Source organism: Bacillus sp. ISL-34 (assembly GCF_018613325.1).
In the GTDB taxonomy this organism is placed as follows: Bacteria; Bacillota; Bacilli; order Bacillales; family DSM-1321; genus Peribacillus.
Genome location: NZ_JAGGQJ010000008.1, coordinates 161,126 through 177,494 on the forward strand (window position 1 = coordinate 161,126; position 16,369 = coordinate 177,494).

The 16,369-nt window shown below is 41.2% G+C and carries 13 protein-coding genes, 1 pseudogene and 3 other annotated features; of the genes and pseudogenes, 7 read left to right on the plus strand and 7 right to left on the minus strand.

The window, feature by feature from the left end; all coding sequences use genetic code 11:
* Positions 1-19: 19 nt before the first annotated feature.
* Positions 20-1,519 carry an amino acid permease gene (locus J7E52_RS08790; RefSeq protein ID WP_396020261.1) on the plus strand — a complete coding sequence of 500 codons (1,500 nt, stop codon included), beginning with the start codon at positions 20-22 and terminating at the stop codon, positions 1,517-1,519.
* Positions 1,520-1,624: 105 nt separating this feature from the next.
* On the opposite strand, the pseudogene J7E52_RS08795 reads toward J7E52_RS08790, so the two are convergent.
* Together J7E52_RS08795 and J7E52_RS08800 are read right to left on the minus strand one after the other, a co-directional pair.
* Positions 1,625-2,568 (minus strand): annotated as a pseudogene (locus J7E52_RS08795) (SDR family oxidoreductase).
* Positions 2,569-2,643: 75 nt separating this feature from the next.
* Positions 2,644-3,159, minus strand: a complete 516-nt coding sequence (locus J7E52_RS08800; protein ID WP_214745026.1) for a TetR/AcrR family transcriptional regulator — start codon at positions 3,157-3,159, stop codon at positions 2,644-2,646.
* 130 nt (positions 3,160-3,289) lie between these two features.
* Between J7E52_RS08800 and J7E52_RS08805 the strand changes: the two genes are divergently transcribed.
* Positions 3,290-3,961 (plus strand): DUF7010 family protein, encoded by a 672-nt coding sequence (locus J7E52_RS08805; RefSeq protein ID WP_309476866.1) that lies wholly within the window; start codon positions 3,290-3,292, stop codon positions 3,959-3,961.
* Positions 3,962-3,979: 18 nt separating this feature from the next.
* Here the strand turns inward: J7E52_RS08805 and J7E52_RS08810 are convergent, their stop codons facing one another.
* A complete protein-coding gene (locus J7E52_RS08810) occupies positions 3,980-4,255 on the minus strand; it encodes a hypothetical protein (RefSeq protein ID WP_214745027.1) in 276 nt (91 codons plus the stop codon).
* A gap of 121 nt (positions 4,256-4,376) precedes the next feature.
* Positions 4,377-4,597 (plus strand) — a binding site (T-box leader).
* 30 nt (positions 4,598-4,627) lie between these two features.
* Positions 4,628-4,850, plus strand: a binding site (T-box leader).
* A gap of 30 nt (positions 4,851-4,880) precedes the next feature.
* Positions 4,881-5,102: a binding site (T-box leader), on the plus strand.
* Positions 5,103-5,162: 60 nt separating this feature from the next.
* Here J7E52_RS08810 and thrS point away from each other — a divergent pair.
* Positions 5,163-7,070 (plus strand): threonine--tRNA ligase, encoded by a 1,908-nt coding sequence (gene thrS, locus J7E52_RS08815; protein ID WP_396020263.1) that lies wholly within the window; start codon positions 5,163-5,165, stop codon positions 7,068-7,070.
* Between the two features lie 157 nt (positions 7,071-7,227).
* Here the strand turns inward: thrS and J7E52_RS08820 are convergent, their stop codons facing one another.
* The gene (locus J7E52_RS08820) at positions 7,228-7,761 is read right to left on the minus strand and encodes a hypothetical protein (RefSeq protein ID WP_214745031.1); all 534 of its coding nucleotides are present in this window, start codon (positions 7,759-7,761) and stop codon (positions 7,228-7,230) included.
* A 183-nt stretch (positions 7,762-7,944) separates the two neighbouring features.
* The gene (locus tag J7E52_RS08825) at positions 7,945-8,571 is read right to left on the minus strand and encodes a LysE family transporter (protein ID WP_214745033.1); all 627 of its coding nucleotides are present in this window, start codon (positions 8,569-8,571) and stop codon (positions 7,945-7,947) included.
* 248 nt (positions 8,572-8,819) lie between these two features.
* On the opposite strand from J7E52_RS08825, the gene asnA reads away from it, so the two are divergent.
* The 4 genes from asnA (at position 8,820) to J7E52_RS08845 (ending at position 13,581) form a co-directional block, all read left to right on the plus strand.
* Positions 8,820-9,815, plus strand: coding sequence for an aspartate--ammonia ligase (gene asnA / locus J7E52_RS08830; protein ID WP_286197594.1), 996 nt, complete (start codon positions 8,820-8,822; stop codon positions 9,813-9,815).
* A 211-nt stretch (positions 9,816-10,026) separates the two neighbouring features.
* Positions 10,027-11,259 (plus strand): MFS transporter, encoded by a 1,233-nt coding sequence (locus tag J7E52_RS08835; RefSeq protein ID WP_286197586.1) that lies wholly within the window; start codon positions 10,027-10,029, stop codon positions 11,257-11,259.
* Between the two features lie 143 nt (positions 11,260-11,402).
* Positions 11,403-12,035 carry a LysE family transporter gene (locus J7E52_RS08840; protein ID WP_214745035.1) on the plus strand — a complete coding sequence of 211 codons (633 nt, stop codon included), beginning with the start codon at positions 11,403-11,405 and terminating at the stop codon, positions 12,033-12,035.
* A 127-nt stretch (positions 12,036-12,162) separates the two neighbouring features.
* The gene (locus tag J7E52_RS08845) at positions 12,163-13,581 is read left to right on the plus strand and encodes an amino acid permease (protein ID WP_214745037.1); all 1,419 of its coding nucleotides are present in this window, start codon (positions 12,163-12,165) and stop codon (positions 13,579-13,581) included.
* A gap of 48 nt (positions 13,582-13,629) precedes the next feature.
* Here J7E52_RS08845 and J7E52_RS08850 read toward each other — a convergent pair whose 3' ends face one another.
* Entirely contained in the window at positions 13,630-15,303 is a 1,674-nt protein-coding gene (locus J7E52_RS08850) for a ribonuclease J (protein WP_214745039.1), read from the minus strand.
* Between the two features lie 143 nt (positions 15,304-15,446).
* Positions 15,447-16,346, minus strand: coding sequence for a TetR/AcrR family transcriptional regulator (locus tag J7E52_RS08855; RefSeq protein WP_214745041.1), 900 nt, complete (start codon positions 16,344-16,346; stop codon positions 15,447-15,449).
* Positions 16,347-16,369 lie beyond the last annotated feature (23 nt).

Consider the following 16,369-nt stretch of genomic DNA (forward strand, 5'->3'; position numbering starts at 1 on the left):
AAAATGAGGTAGGAACCATATGGACATGAATCTCATTAATAATCAAGAACCGACAGTTAAAAGGAATCTTAATGATAATCAAGAACCGACAGTTAAAAGGAATCTGAAAGCAAGGCATATGACCATGATAGCCATTGGCGGTTCAATAGGAACCGGATTATTCCTGGCAAGCGGGGCAACCATCCAGAGTGCAGGGCCCGGCGGTGCCCTCGCTGCATATGCATGCATTGGAATCATGGTTTATTTCCTTATGACGAGCTTAGGGGAAATGGCGACATATATGCCTGTGTCGGGATCATTTTCCACCTACGCCACGCGCTTTGTAGATCCCGCATTCGGCTTTGCACTTGGCTGGAATTATTGGTTTAACTGGGCAGTCACCCTTGCCGTGGAAATAGCTGCAGCAGCCATCATCATGAAATTCTGGCTCCCTGATGTACCCAGCCTTATATGGAGTGCATTATTCCTTGGAATCGTCTTCACCCTTAACGCCCTATCCATTAAAAGCTTTGGTGAATCTGAATATTGGTTTGCTTTAATAAAAGTCGTCGCCATCATTTTCTTCATCATTATAGGTTTATTGACCATATTGGGGGTTTTTGGCGGAAAGGTGATCGGATTTGAAAACTTCACCATGGATGAGGCACCATTCAAGGGAGGATTCTTATCAATCATCTCAATCTTTCTAATCGCGGGATTTTCTTTTCAAGGCACGGAACTGGTTGGTATTGCTGCCGGAGAAAGTGAAGAACCCGAAAAAAATGTTCCGAATGCGATCCGTCAAGTATTTTGGCGCATCCTATTATTTTACATCGGGGCCATCCTGATACTCGGCCTCCTAATTCCGTATACGAGTCCAAGCTTGTTGAACGGAGATGTCGAAAACATTTCTGTAAGCCCTTTCACACTTGTCTTTGAACGGGCAGGGCTGGCATTCGCGGCATCCGTCATGAACGCGGTCGTGTTAACTTCCTTACTATCCGCCGGGAACTCGGGACTATATGCATCAACGCGGATGTTATGGTCAATGGCAAAAGATCGTCAAGCTCCCAAATTCCTGGCCAAAGTCAACCGCAGGGGGATCCCGATGAATGCTTTGATCATCACGTCCTTAATTGGAGGACTCGCCTTCTTGACCTCCATTTTAGGGGACCATGTATTTACATGGCTATTGAATGCATCCGGGCTAACCGGCTTCATCGCCTGGATTGGAATTGCCATAAGTCATTATCGATTTAGACGTGCCTATGTTGCACAGGGTGGTGACCTAAACGAATTGAAATATAAAGCAAAATGGTTTCCATTCGGTCCGATACTTTCATTCACCCTGTGCATGCTCGTCATAGCAGGACAGAATTATCAAGCATTCCTAAGCGGCAGCATCGACTGGTATGGCGTCGCTGTCTCCTATATTGGACTACCGATATTCCTGGTGATCTGGTTAGGATACAAGATTTATCACAAGACCAAATTAATATCATTAAAAGATTGTCAATTCGATAAATCAGATGTGGCTTGATATGAATGGAAAAAACCTGAGATCCCATTACGGACTCAGGTTTTTTTTATGGACTCTAATTAGACGATATCGATGAAAATCCAGTTATATCTCCGTAAATGACAATTATCTCATTAAAATTCGCAGTGTTTCTTCCATTCCATCTTTGTATGGAGTTTTAGGGATGGGGCCGATGCGGTTTTCATATTTTTCTCCGTCCAGGATGAATCCTTCTTTGGTTAAATACATGATTTCCACTACTTCTTTCATGAAAGGGTTGAACATTCCGAGTATCCGAATGATGTTTTTTGTAAGGGGAAGGACCATCTTTCTCTGTCCCGTTACCTGACGGTCAATTTGGATGATTTCGTTTCCGGAAATCAGACCAGGCCCAGGGATGTTCCAATTTTCTCCATAGGAGTCGTCTTTTTCTGCTATTTCTACGATCATTTTTGCTGCATCCGGTAAGTAGACATATTCTCTTGGAGTTTTTAAGTCCCCGATAAAGACGGTCGTTTTATTTGCTGCGAGACCATTCAAGGTAGGCTGAAGGTAGGAGTTCTGTGAGGTGGCACCATAATAGTCGGGCAGCCTGACAATCAATGCTCTGGCATTTTTCCATTTTTGGCTGATATGAGTTTCTCGAATTCCAACCTGATTTGCCCTTTTTTTGTATGCGGCTGTTTTGGATGGTTTTCATCTCCTTTCGCAACTTGATGTCCATAAACATATATCCCATCTACAATGACAATCTTCTTTCCTAAAGCATCGGCTGCTTTCATTACACTTTCCCCAAGTGAAAGGAGTTTCAAAGCCATCTCTTGATAGGGAACGTTGGCACATTGGAAAATGATTTCCGCATCTTCTGCAGCCTCTACAATGGTTTTGAAATCAAAGATGTCACCCATTGTGTATGATAATAGCTGAGAATGATCATGCTCTTTCATTAATTGCTCAAGCTTACTCTCTGATCGCCCGAAAGCGATGACTTCTGTCCCCCTTGATAACAATTCTGAAACAATGACTTGACCTGATCCACCGGTTGCTCCTAATACAATAGCTTTTTTCATACTTTCATCCCCTTTTAATTTATTGATCAATCACTAAATAAAGATTCAAAATAAGAAACCGGTGAAAATCGGTCCTTACCTGTCCCCGCCATCTATAAGCTCTGGCATATTGATGAAATGGGAAATATTACAGAGTATCCCCCTTGCTAGGAATGTGGTCACTTGGTCCTCGGCATTCGGAATTCCAGCAGCTTGAAATTTTTCAAGTGTTTGATTTCTAATGTTTGCTAACCCTAATCGAGTAGAATTTCTTATTGCGTCTTCCGTCACTGAAAGTCCTATGACCTGAAGGGCAATTTCATTGGGATTGGACTCAGTCAATTCTTCATATACCTTGATCATATGGTTAACAAGGTCTTCGGGTTCTGTTTCAATTTCAAAAGCTTGAAGGATCCTTTCGTATGCCCGATCCAGAGCCGCTACGAATAACTCCTCTTTAGTTTTAAAGAATTTAAACACATATGGCTGGGATATGCCGGCTTTTTCTGCAATTAAGGCAGTGGTTGTATTGTAATAGCCTTTATCTGCAAAAACCTCCAAACCAGCTTCCAGAATGTCATCTTTTCGATTCTCTTTTTTTGGTCTGGCCATCGGTATCCTCCAGAGTATTATTAATTAGTGATTAATCAATCACTAATTAATAACATAAATATCGCAGTATGGTAATTTTTGCAATAAGGTATTTAAATCATTTTTTTGCAGCTGAATAATTGGGGAGGGTGTGCAATACTATTATTCTATGTACGATATTACTGTGGATGAAAGGAAACTGATGATGAAAGAGGCGTTTCGCGGTTCTGGAATGGGCGTCATTTTCATGGCGTTCTTCGGTACACTGTGGGCAGGTATCGGTGTAATGGGATTGCAGGGGTGGGGGTTTCCCTATGTGGAACTCGCAGCCATACTCGTAGGAATCATAATGTTTATTGGCGGCATTTCATTGATTCATGCATCAAAAAAAATGTCCAACCAAGTTTCAGAAATTGGGGCTAGGCGTATGAAGCGTATCGGATTTTTGTTTAATATGGTCTTCATTGCCGAAAGTCTGCTGATTGGGATTGCCATTGCCATCTGTAACTTGATCAATCAGACCGATCTTATACCGTTAATCATCGCCATTATTGTAGGGATTCATTTTTTACCTTTGGCGTCGCTTTTCCAAATCAAGATCTACTATGCAACAGGAGTGCTGCTCTGTTTATTGGCGCTTATCACATTGCTTATTGTGCCAGACACCGTCATGTTTGGTGAGCATCAAATCCTTGCACCGTTATCCTTGCTGGGCTTTGGATGCGCGCTAATTCTCTGGACCACTGGACTTATGTTATGGCTTAAAATAAAGAATTTAAGAGTAGCCGATAAAAAATTGAATTCAAAAAACCCGTCATTGTGAACGGGTTTTTTATTTTGATTAATTTTTCATCCAGGTCAAGAGCCTGATAATTTGAAATGGTTCATTCCAAACGAGAATGAAACTTAAAAGAAAAAATGCAGCCACGGCCAAAAATTTGGACTTTCCTTTTTCAGTTTTATACATGGCCCCGAAACTGCATAACATACCAATAAGTAACGCACCGAATCCTGAGATCATAAGCAGCTCGGAGGCTTTTGGCAAGACAAGAGAACAGCAAAATGATAGTGTACCAATCACTGCAAATACGATAGACCAATTGCTTAAACGTTTCATAGCGACTCCTTTTTTACTAATTATACCAATTAACTGTTTGTAATAAAATTAAAAAATTTGAGGTTGTCACTTATGGAAATATATTGTAATATATATAACAATATAAAAATCCATTTACATTTTAGAAGCATTGATAAGGACATGAATCATTTTTACGGTCTGCAGAGAGGGAAGGATAGCTGCGAACTTCCTGGCTTAGGAAACTGATTTACCGCCTTTGAGCTATATCGGTGAACAAGAGTAACTGATATCGTCTAAGCTGCGTTACAAGCTCCAGAGCCATGAGTGTTTCTTGCTTATGGGAAATTGGGTGGAATCACGGGTAACGCACTCGTCCCTTACTTAGGGATGGGTGCGTTTTTTATTATTTTAATTATTGCGATGATAAGGACATGAATCATTTTTACGGTCTGCAGAGAGGGAAGGGCAGCTGCGAACTTCCTGGCTTAGGAAACTGATTTACCGCCTTTGAGCTATATCGGTGAAAGAGAGTAACTGATATCGTCTAAGCTGCGTTACAAGCTCCAGAGCCATGAGTGTTTCTCCTCATGGGAAATTGGGTGGAACCACGGGTCTAAACGCACTCGTCCCTTATATAGGGATGGGTGCGTTTTTTTTATATAAAAATATTGCGATGATAAGGACATGAATCATTTTTACGGTCTGCAGAGAGGGAAGGGCAGCTGCGAACTTCCTGGCTTAGGAAACTGATTTACCGCCTTTGAGCTATATCGGTGAACAAGAGTAACTGATATCGTCTAAGCTGCGTTACAAGCTCCAGAGCCATAAGTGTATTTTGCTTATGGGAAATTGGGTGGAACCACGAGTAAACGCACTCGTCCCTTGCATAGGGATGAGTGCGTTTTTTTATTATTAAAAAAGGGGTGTTTATGTGATGGGTGAAAAAATGATTAAGGTTCAATTCCCGGATGGGCAGCAAAAGGAGTATCCGCAAGGTGTGACAGTGGAAAGTGTGGCAGGGTCCATCAGCTCCAGTTTAAGGAAAAAGGCAGTAGCAGGAAAACTGGATATGCAACTGGTTGATCTAAGTCACAAGCTGAATAAGGATGCCGAACTGTCGATCTTGACTCTGGATTCGGATGAAGGATTACAAGTTTTACGACACACATCGGCGCATGTTTTGGCACAGGCTGTGAAAAGATTATACCGAAATGTGGAATTAGGGATGGGACCAGTCGTGGAAGATGGTTTTTACTATGATTTTAAGTTAGATCATCCTTTGAGCTCTGAAGATCTACAAGCTATTGAAAAAGAAATGGAACATATCATAAGTGAAAATTTGGAAATCAAAAGGATAGTAGTGTCTTATGAAGAAGCAGTGAAGTTATTCGAGGGTAGAGGAGAGTCATTCAAGTTGGATATAGCAAAGAACATCCCTAAGGGTGAAAAACTAACGCTCTATCAACAGGGGGAATTCATCGATCTTTGCAGAGGGCCGCACCTTCCCTCCACATCATTTGTAAAATCATTCAAATTGACTCGTGTATCTGGTGCCTATTGGCGGGGAGACAATCAAAATGAAGTTCTTCAAAGGGTGTACGGCGTGGCATTCCAAAAGAAAAAGGATTTACAGGATCATTTTAAATTCCTGGAAGAAGCGGCCAAACGCGATCACCGGAAATTAGGGAAGCAGTTGGAGTTATTCATGTTTTCGGAGGAAGCTCCTGGAATGCCGTTTTATTTACCGAAAGGACAAATCGTTAGAAATGAATTGGAGAAGTTTTCTCGGGAGCTTCAGACTAAAGCTGATTACGACGAAGTTCGGACACCTTTCATGATGAACCAGCGGTTATGGGAACAATCGGGTCACTGGGATCATTACCATGAGAATATGTACTTCACTGAGGTGGATCAGACAAAATTCGCGATGAAGCCAATGAACTGTCCGGGTCATATGCTTATTTTCAAAAACAATCTTTACTCTTACAGGGATTTACCCATCCGGATGGCCGAATTTGGTCAAGTCCACCGTCATGAATATAGCGGGGCATTGAACGGGATGCTGCGGGTCCGTACATTTTGTCAGGATGATGCCCACATTTATGTTCGGCAGGATCAAATCGAAAGTGAAATTAAACAAGTGTTTGATCTGATTGATAAGATGTATCGCACTTTTGGATTTGAGTATTCCGTGGAGCTCTCGACTCGTCCAGAGAATTCGATGGGCGATGATTCCCTTTGGGAGGCTTCTGAAACAGCCTTAAAAAATGTTCTTGAAAGCATCGGGATACATTATCAATTAAATGAAGGGGACGGAGCATTTTATGGACCGAAAATTGATTTTCATATTAAAGATGCATTAAAACGAAGCCATCAATGTGCAACAATCCAGCTTGATTTTCAAATGCCCGAAAAATTCGATCTGACTTACATCGATGAAAATAATGAAAAAGTTCGTCCGGTCGTCATTCATCGTGCCATTTTTGGATCGATCGATCGTTTTTTTGGAATCCTGATAGAACATTTTGCCGGTGCTTTTCCGGTATGGCTTGCCCCGGTGCAAGTACAGATCATCCCTGTCTCACAAGTTCATTTGAATTATTGTTTAAAGGTTCAAAAAGAACTGAAGAATCAAGGCATAAGAGTGAAAATTGATGATCGGAATGAAAAGCTGGGGTATAAAGTCAGGGAAGCACAGATGGGGAAAATCCCATATATGCTGGTACTTGGAGATAAAGAGGAGAAAGAAAAGGAAGTGAATGTCCGGAAATACGGGGATCAAGAATTTGAAAATGTTGCAACAGAAACGTTCATCAAGAAAATGGTCCAGCAAATAAAAGAACGCAGCATTTAATAAAATAGCAGCTTAATCCGAAACTCACGAGTAAAAGCGCGAAACTCACGAGTAAAAGGGCGGAACTCACGAGTAAATGCTCGAAACTCACGAGTAAATGCCCATTGGATTAGGTTTGGATAAAAAAAGACAGCCGAATAACTCGGCTGTCTTTTTGCTATCTACAAATCCATACCCAGCCAACGCCGGGAATGAACTGCTGGAAACAGTTACCGCCCGGTCCGCCTTGACCACCGCCTTGACCACCGCCTTGACCGCCGCCTTGACCGCCGCCTTGACCGCCACCTTGACCGCCGCCTTGACCGCCGCCTTGACCGCCACCTTGACCGCCGCCTTGGCCGCCGCCTTGGCCGCCGCCACCGACAGGGCAGGTTAATCCTAGATATTGCAATCCGACTATATCTGAACGATGAACCTCATTCGGGATGCCACCTTCGAGTATCTGTACCATACCAGTAGCAGTATTGAGACCCATCAAAATAAAAGTGTGATCGGTGTTACCCCAAAATGCTCTGAAACAATGACCTTGTCGGCCTGCGTTTAAATGGCTTTGAATAGTGGCTGCCGGAACCAGTGTTTGTACAGGCATTCTGTCATCATAGTAAGGCAAATTAGCATAAGAATTATCGTAATAATATGGATTATAATAATATGGAACATTATAAGAGTAATAACCGTAATTATTATACATTCAAGAAATCCTCCCTTTGTGTTTACCCTTTCAGACTATGAACAAAGGGATATTAGTGTCCGACATGGACAAAGAAGGACAATAAAATAGGCGGCCTAATATATATATAAAGCTAATAAATTCATTACGAATTCACGAGTAATGCCCAAAACTCACGAGTAAATGCTCACATCTTCTTAAATCTTATGTAAATAAAACCTTGGCTGCTTGGATGGCAAAGTAAATGCCAATCCCTATAAGGGATATTCCTGAAATGATCGAGATGCCCATTAGAATGGGTTTGGATAAAAAGCGTCTGAAGGTGCTGGCGATGATGGCCATTGCGAAATCCCAGGTTAAGAGGCCGACAAGGATCCCTGAACTGTATAAAAGTAATTGATCCATATCATATTTTGAAGCGGAGTTTGCGAGAATGGATCCATAAATCCCCAGCCAAAACAATATGGATAAAGGGTTCGAAAGGGACATGATGAATCCTGTCAGGAATGAAGAAAAAAGGGAATCTTTCGCTTTTCGTGCATTCACTTCAATCTTACCTGCACTAAGCAGGCTTTCGATTCCGGTATAGGTCAGGACGAAAAAGCCAAAAAGCCACAAAAATGTCTTCATGAAGGAGTTGTCCAAAAAGTGGACGACACCAAAAAAGACAAGGGCAATAAAAACAAAATCCGCTAAAATGGCGCCCCAGCCAAAAACCCAGGCATGCCAAAAACCCTTCTTGATTCCTTTGTCCAATTGAGCAGCGTTTATGGGACCGATAGGAGCCGCCAGTGATAAGCCTAATAATACATAGCTGAAAAAAACACCCAAATCATCACCTCATCGTTTAATACATCTTCGCTTATTTGAATGTATTCAAACAAATGGACTTGTACCACATTTTTAGCCCTTTTTTTGAGGTGATATGTTGCTTATGAATGTACCTAGTCGTGACCTGGATGTTTTTGTAACAACACATAAAAGTCCTTCATAATGTAATTTAGTCAAATGGAAAGAAATCCATTTAATGCATGCGCTGTTCAAAGCGGAATTGGAGGATAATTATGCCTGAATTATCGATGCCGAATAAATATAAAACAATTCTTGATATCATGCATACTGATATTGCGATTAATGAAATTAAGGATCATTTTGAAGAAGGACTTTCAAAAGCGTTAAACCTTATTAAAGTATCAGCCCCTATCATTTTAAATGGGGGTAATGGTATAAATGACAATTTAAATGGTATGGAGCGGATTCTTACTTTTGAAGCTCTGGATATTAAGAATAAACAAATAGAAGTGGTTCAATCTTTGGCAAAGTGGAAAAGAATCACTCTTTCAAGGTATGGTTTGGCTTGTGATGAAGGCATTTACACAAATATGAATGCGATAAGACGTGATGAAAAACTGGATAATTTACATTCGATATTTGTGGACCAATGGGACTGGGAGAAAGTCATTGCAAAAGAACAACGTAATGTAGATACATTAAAATCTGAAGTGAAAAAAATATATGGAGCCATCAAATCGACCGAACGTTATATGTTTGAGTTCCATCATCTGCTCAAGCCTGTGTTACCTGATGACATTCACTTCATTACGACCCAGGAGTTGGAGGATTTATATCCGAATCTGACTCCGAAGGAAAGAGAAAATGTCGTGACGAAGAAATATGGTGCGATTTTCATTATGAAGATTGGCGGAGAGTTACAATCTGGGGAAAAGCATGATGGACGTTCACCAGATTATGATGATTGGGACCTAAATGGGGATATCGTTTTATGGAATCCACTCTTGGAATGTGCTTTTGAAGTTTCTTCAATGGGAATTCGAGTAGATGAGAAGTCACTGTTAAAACAATTAAGATTATCCAAAAACGAAAATCGTAAGGTGCTCGAATATCATAAGGCCGTTTTGGAAGGAAAGCTTCCGTATTCAATAGGCGGAGGAATAGGGCAATCGAGATTATGCATGTTTTTGTTGAAGAAAGCACATATTGGCGAGGTTCAGGTTTCTGTATGGAATGACCAAACATTAAAGGATTGTAAAGAGAGGAATATTATTCTTTTATAAAGAAGATGCAGGAAACCCATTCTTAAACAGAATGGTTTTTTTGTTTTTAAAGGTCAAAAGGGGTAATTTTGGGTGAAAAGCTACTGAATAAATCTTTCTGCGCTATAACATAATAATTGAAGACATCTAATAAATGATGCAAACAAATTGGTTTCACATTGGTTACCTTTTATGCAATAAGTTGCTTTTATAATGGATGAGGAGTGTAAGTATGGAAGGTCATGAGAAGCAAAATAAAGATGTAAGCGTGTGGTGCCTGATCAGTATGGCATCAATTCCATTGGTAATGACACTTGGAAATTCAATGCTTATCCCGGTTTTGCCCATTTTCGAGGAAAAGGTGGGGATATCTTCATTTCAGTCAAGTATGGTAATAACCAGCTATTCCGTAGCATCAATTTTTTTAATTCCCATAGCTGGTTATTTATCAGATCGATTTGGACGGAAAATGGTGATTCTGCCAAGCCTGATCCTAGCCCTTATCGGTGGCTTGATCGCAGGTTATGCATCATGGAAAATGGAAAATCCCTACACATGGATCATCATTGGGAGGGTATTGCAGGGGATTGGGGCGTCCGGGGCCTCGCCCATAATTTTGCCTCTGGTGGGGGATCTATACAAGGATGATGATGAAAAAACCAGTTCTTGTTTGGGAATCATAGAAACTTCGAATACATTTGGGAAAGTACTGAGTCCAATACTGGGTTCCCTGTTTGCTGCATTTATCTGGTTTTTACCATTCTTCTCGATTTCATTCTTCAGTTTAATATCTATTGTCTTGGTCTTTTTCTTTATAAAGGTACCAAAGGAGAAGGATGATCCGTTGAAATTCAAAGAATTCTGGCATGACACGAAAAAGATATTCAAGCAGGAGGGGAAATGGTTATATACAGTTTTCCTGATTGGTGTATTTGTCATGTTGGTTTTGTTCGGTGTTCTTTTCTTTTTGTCTGACAATCTGGAAAAAATCCATGATTTGCATGGAGTCAAAAAAGGTTTAGTGATAGCGATCCCGCTGTTTTTCCTATGTGTATCTTCTTATGTTGCCGGGAAAAAAATCAAGGGTGAATTACCAATCATGAAAAAAATCATCATGATCAGTTTAGCGGTCCTTTCAATCAGCCTTGTATTTGTCGGTTTTACAAAAAATAAGGTTTTCCTGTTATTACTCGTAACGAGTTTGGTGGGCATAGCAATTGGTGCGTTATTGCCGACACTCGATGCAATCATCACACAAAATATAAAAAAGGAACAGCGGGGGACGATAACCTCCTTCTACATGTCATCAAGGTTCATCGGAGTTGCGGCAGGCCCTCCGGTCATGTCCCTTGTCATGAAAAATCATCTCAATTTGAGCTATATCATTACAGGGATCATAGGCATAGGCATCGTCTTGATTGTTTGGAAATTCATTAGTTCAGACAAAAAAGAAGCTGCTGCCTAAAATAGAAATCCGAAAAAGCCGGGCTTTCCCACGGCTTTTTTTGTTTGTAACTCGGAAAAAATTTTTTTTGGCTTTTGGTTATAGGAGAGGGGTTGTCACATAGAATGTACAAGTCACGAACTAGCTCGAAGGAGTGATGCTTTTTGAGTGTACATTTACTGCTGAGTTACTTTTTCCTGGGACTTACCCTTGCAGCACCGATCGGTCCGGTGAACTCCGCTCGTATCGATAAAGGAATCAAGAACGGGTTTTGGCATGCCTGGATCGTTGGGGCAGGGTCGATGATTGCAGATGCCTTGTTCATGATTTTAGTGTATGTAGGTATGGTACGTTTTTTAGAAATTCCGATCGTCCAGATCTTTCTATGGCTTTTTGGTGGATTCGTGCTTATTTATTCTGGGGTCGAAAGTGTTTTACGGGTTAATACGATATTATTAAATCAATACAGGAATAGGGATTCTTTAATTTCCTGTTTTTTGACTGGGTTCATCATGTCAGTGACCAGTCCATTATCCATTTTATTTTGGCTGGGGATATATGGATCTGTTTTAGCTAAAACAGCTTCAAGTTATGGGACATCCCAACTTTTCATCTATAGCGGGATGATCTTCCTTGGGCTTACCTGCTGGGATTTTTTTGTAGCGGCATTAACGAATGGATTTCGCAGGTTCTTAAATGAAAAAAGCTTAATGGCCATTTCGATCATCTCTGGATTATCATTAATCGGCTTTGGGGTTTATTTTGCTTATCAAGGTATTTTTGCCATCGTATCATAAGGCATAAGTACATTACATATTACTTCAATTTTTATTCGGATATTTGATTTATCATGTTGAAAACTTCTTCCTTGCATAATTCATTGTGGCATTATCAACACTATGAATGATGGAAGGGGGTAATGTTATGACAACAAAAGCCAATTGCAGTTCAGCGAAAGGGAAGGCTGGTCAAGATTCCAAAGCATCAGGTGAACAACAAGGCGATATGAAATGGTGGCAGCTATCATTGGTCGGTGTAGGCTGTACGATCGGGACAGGGTATTTTCTCGGATCGACCATAGGGATTAAAACGACTGGGCCATCCATTGTATTTTCATTTGTATTGGCTGCACTAGGTACCTACATCGTTTATAATCTGCTTGCTAAGATGACGGCTGCCGATCCTCAAGAGGGTTCTTTTTGTTATTATGCCAATAAAGCATTTGGACGATGGGCTGGCTTTAGCTGTGGCTGGAATTATTGGTCCTCCAATATATTGATCATGGGAAGTCAGCTTACTGCGCTTTCGCTATTATCTCAATTTTGGTTCCCAAAGGTACCACTGTGGCTATTTGCATCCGGATTCGCAATTGTTTCAATCGTGGTGGTATTGCTGGGAACAAAAGGGTTCGACAGGGTGGAAAACATCCTTGCGGTAATTAAGACAGCAGCGATCGTAATGTTCATCATTATTGCAATATGTGCCGTTTTCGGCTGGTTTGGTCTTGATGGAGCGAAACCGCCATCATTTCCGAATAAATTCAATGAATTATTCCCAAAAGGACTAAAAGGGTTTTGGACATCACTTATCTATGCTTTTTATGCGTTTGGCGGCATTGAGGTCATTGGACTGATGGCGATGCAGCTTAAAAAGAAGGAAGATGCGCCAAAGGCAGGGACGATCATGCTCTTGGTTCTTACAATCATATATGTGGTTTCATTGGGGTTAGCCGTAACCATGATTTCGTTAGGGGCATTCAGTGAAAAAGAAAGTCCATTCGTTTCGGCATTGGACAGTTATCATCTGACATTTTTCCCGCACGTTTTTAATGGTGCAATCATCATTGCCGGTTTCTCGACGATGACCGCTTCACTATTTGGTGTAACCAATCTATTGGTAACCCTCTCCAATGACGGGAATGCACCCTCATTTTTCATGCAAAAGATCAAGAAATTCAAGGACCTTCCACTGCCTTCACTGGGTCTTGGAGCCTTAGGACTTTTAGGATCAATCATCACTGCCTTGCTCCTGCCAGGCAAGATTTATGAATACATTACAACATCTGCTGGAATATTGCTTTTGTATAACTGGGCATTCATCATACTTTCTTCATTCAAAATCTTGGAAAATAAGATTTGGAGTAAGATTACGGCCGTCTTCGGACTTCTTTTAATTTTAGCCGCGGTCAGTGGCACCCTGCTTGAAAAAGAAATACGTCCAGGTTTTTTCATCAGCCTTTTATTCATCGTGATCATCGGTCTTGCCGCCGTTTTCATGAAATTCAAGGTTTGGAATAAGAACAAGGCGATGGCCGCAAAAGCCAGTAAATCAGAGCTTGATTGATAAAAAAAGGAACTAGACTATACAAAGTCGAGTTCCTTTTTGTGTGCTTTAAATCTCAATGATGATTGGAAGGATCATTGGTTTTTTCTTAGTTTGAGTAAAGAGATATTGCCCCAGTTCCTTCTTTATGGTTTGTTTGATGATGTTCCACCGGTATATTTTTTCACTTTGTAAGTCGTTGACCGTTTTTGTGACAAGACGATTCACATGTTTAAGGAGGTCCTCGGAATTTTGAACATATACAAATCCACGGGAAATGGTATCAGGTCCTGATACTATTTTTCGTTCCGTCTTGCTTAGTGTTATGACGATTACGAGCATTCCATCTTCGGAAAGCTGCTTACGGTCCCGCAGTACGATTTCTCCAACATCCCCAACGCCAACACCGTCAACAAAGGTATTGCCGGCAGCCACCTTTCTCGTTTGACGGGCAACGGAGTTTTCAATATCCACTACATCGCCATTACTGATAATGAAAGTATTGCCCTTTTCCACCCCAACAGACTCAGCTAGTAATCGATGCTGGTGCAACATCCGATACTCACCGTGAATGGGTATGAAATACTTGGGTTTCATCAGGGTAAGCATGAGCTTCAACTCTTCCTGATAGGCATGTCCGGAAACATGCATGCCCGTTACTGTCCCAGAACCGTAAATGACTTTGGCCCCCAGTTGAAACAGGTTGTCGATGATACGTGAAACATCCCGTTCATTTCCGGGTATTGGGGTGGAGGCAAGAATCACTGTATCATCAGGCAATATGCTCATATCCCGATAATTCGAACTGGAAAGGCGAGAAAGGGCAGCAAACGGCTCTCCTTGACTTCCTGTACATAAAACCGCGACCCTTTCAGGAGCATAGCTATCGACTTCATGCGGTTGGATAAGCATCCCATCTGGAACCTCGAGGTAGCCGCGTTCAATGGCAACGGAAACGACGTTCACCATGCTGCGTCCAACTAGGGCGAGTTTCCGGTTTGTCTTATGTGCAGCGTTCACAACTTGTTGAACGCGATTGACATTTGAAGCGAAGGTCGAAAGAATGACTTTCTGTTTTGCCTGCATGAATGCCTCTTCAATATGGCTGCCAACGAGATGCTCCGAGGGACTGGAGCCGGGACGTTCAGCGTTCGTGCTTTCCGATAATAAAACCAAAACACCTTCACTCCCGATTTTGGCCATTTTATGAATATCGGGATACTGATCATTCATGGGAGTCAAGTCAAACTTAAAGTCCCCTGTATGAACGACCGTGCCTTCTGGCGTATGCATGGTGACTCCAAGGCAATCGGGTATACTATGATTCGTCTTGAAAAAGTCCAGAACCATCTCCCCGAATTCCAATTTTGAATCCGAGTCGATCTGGATCAACTTCGTATCACCCAAAAGGTTATGTTCTTTTAATTTCAATTCAATCAACCCAAGTGTTAAACGTGTGGCATAAATGGGTACATTCAATTTTTTTAAGAAATAGGGGATACCGCCAATATGATCTTCATGCCCATGAGTAACAATCAAAGCCCGAATCTTCTCCTTATTCTCCTGGAGAAAAGAAATATCAGGAATGATTAAATCGACTCCTAATAAGCTTTCATCAGGAAACTTGGCACCACAGTCAATAATGACAATATCGTTCGAATATTGAACCACATACATGTTTTTACCGATTTCATTCACTCCGCCCAGAGCCAGTATGGACAAAGCATTCTCTTTTACACTCAAGTAGGTAGACCTCCCTTTATTATGATAAAGATAGTGTTTCCTTAGGTCCCTTTTATAAAACCAACTCTTTTATAAAATTAGGGCATTCAAATAGCCATAAAAAAACACCTACCGTTTTCGGTAGGTGCGAGTGTCTTCAATCTTCATCGGCTCAAGCAAGAGTTGATGCTTTCTTCAAAAGACTCAATGTATGCTTGGACCTGCGCTGCAAATTGAGTCTTCAAAGTGAGAAGCAAACTTTCTATCAAGAATTTTCGCGGTTTGTCGGACTGCATCAGCTCATCTTGGATAAAGTCGACCAATTCAATGGCTCTTGTTCGATCTTCATCGCAAGGAAAGGCTTTGTTTATCGCTTTTTTTAATTCCGTCGTGGAATGAAGCAAATCATTATGGCAAGGATCAAGTTGGTTTGTAAAGTTTGGAAACCACGTATCCATTAGTTCAGGATCAATGATCTGTTCCCCGCTTTCAGCCACTTCATCGACTATATGGACAATGCGGTTCATACAATAGCGGATAATTTGTATGTCTGGTGTACCGGCGGCATTAGCACGATAACTAAAATGATTCATGTGGGTCATCATCGAATGAAAGATAATGACGCTATCTAAAAGATAGGGGTTTTTGCTTTCCCCGAATATATCGAGAAAACGGGTATACATCCAGCGTAAGCTCAACAATAGCGTCTTATTGATGAATTGTTTTAATTCTTCATCGTTGGAAACACGGACTTCTTCGATCAGGATGAGCAATTTGCTTTGCTTGTTCACCATCATCTGCAATTCGAGCTGCTGGATGAAAATTTCAATATCGGCGGAATCTTGACCAATCAACAGTTTTTCCCGGGCATGGCGAATCTTTGTATAGAAGGAACGGAAAATGGCTATAAATAATTCACCCTTCGAAGGGAAATAATTATAAAATGTACCTTTTGAAATACCGCTGCCGTCTAAAATGTCCTGAATGGACGTGGCTTGGTAACCCTTGTCAATAAACAGCTTATGAGCCGTATCGATGACATTCTGCCTTCGATTATTCATCATATCACCTAATTTTCATTATACTG

What these genes read in the sequence shown, in the direction of transcription:
- J7E52_RS08800 (WP_214745026.1), bottom strand. Translation starts at nt 3,159, where the DNA reads ATGGCCAGACCAAAAAAAGAGAATCGAAAAGATGACATTCTGGAAGCT.
- J7E52_RS08855 (WP_214745041.1), bottom strand. Translation starts at nt 16,346, where the DNA reads ATGATGAATAATCGAAGGCAGAATGTCATCGATACGGCTCATAAGCTG.
- J7E52_RS08820 (WP_214745031.1), bottom strand. Translation starts at nt 7,761, where the DNA reads ATGTATAATAATTACGGTTATTACTCTTATAATGTTCCATATTATTAT.
- J7E52_RS08810 (WP_214745027.1), bottom strand. Translation starts at nt 4,255, where the DNA reads ATGAAACGTTTAAGCAATTGGTCTATCGTATTTGCAGTGATTGGTACA.
- J7E52_RS08790 (WP_396020261.1), top strand. Translation starts at nt 20, where the DNA reads ATGGACATGAATCTCATTAATAATCAAGAACCGACAGTTAAAAGGAAT.
- thrS (WP_396020263.1), top strand. Translation starts at nt 5,163, where the DNA reads ATGATTAAGGTTCAATTCCCGGATGGGCAGCAAAAGGAGTATCCGCAA.
- J7E52_RS08835 (WP_286197586.1), top strand. Translation starts at nt 10,027, where the DNA reads ATGGAAGGTCATGAGAAGCAAAATAAAGATGTAAGCGTGTGGTGCCTG.
- asnA (WP_286197594.1), top strand. Translation starts at nt 8,820, where the DNA reads ATGCCGAATAAATATAAAACAATTCTTGATATCATGCATACTGATATT.
- J7E52_RS08845 (WP_214745037.1), top strand. Translation starts at nt 12,163, where the DNA reads ATGACAACAAAAGCCAATTGCAGTTCAGCGAAAGGGAAGGCTGGTCAA.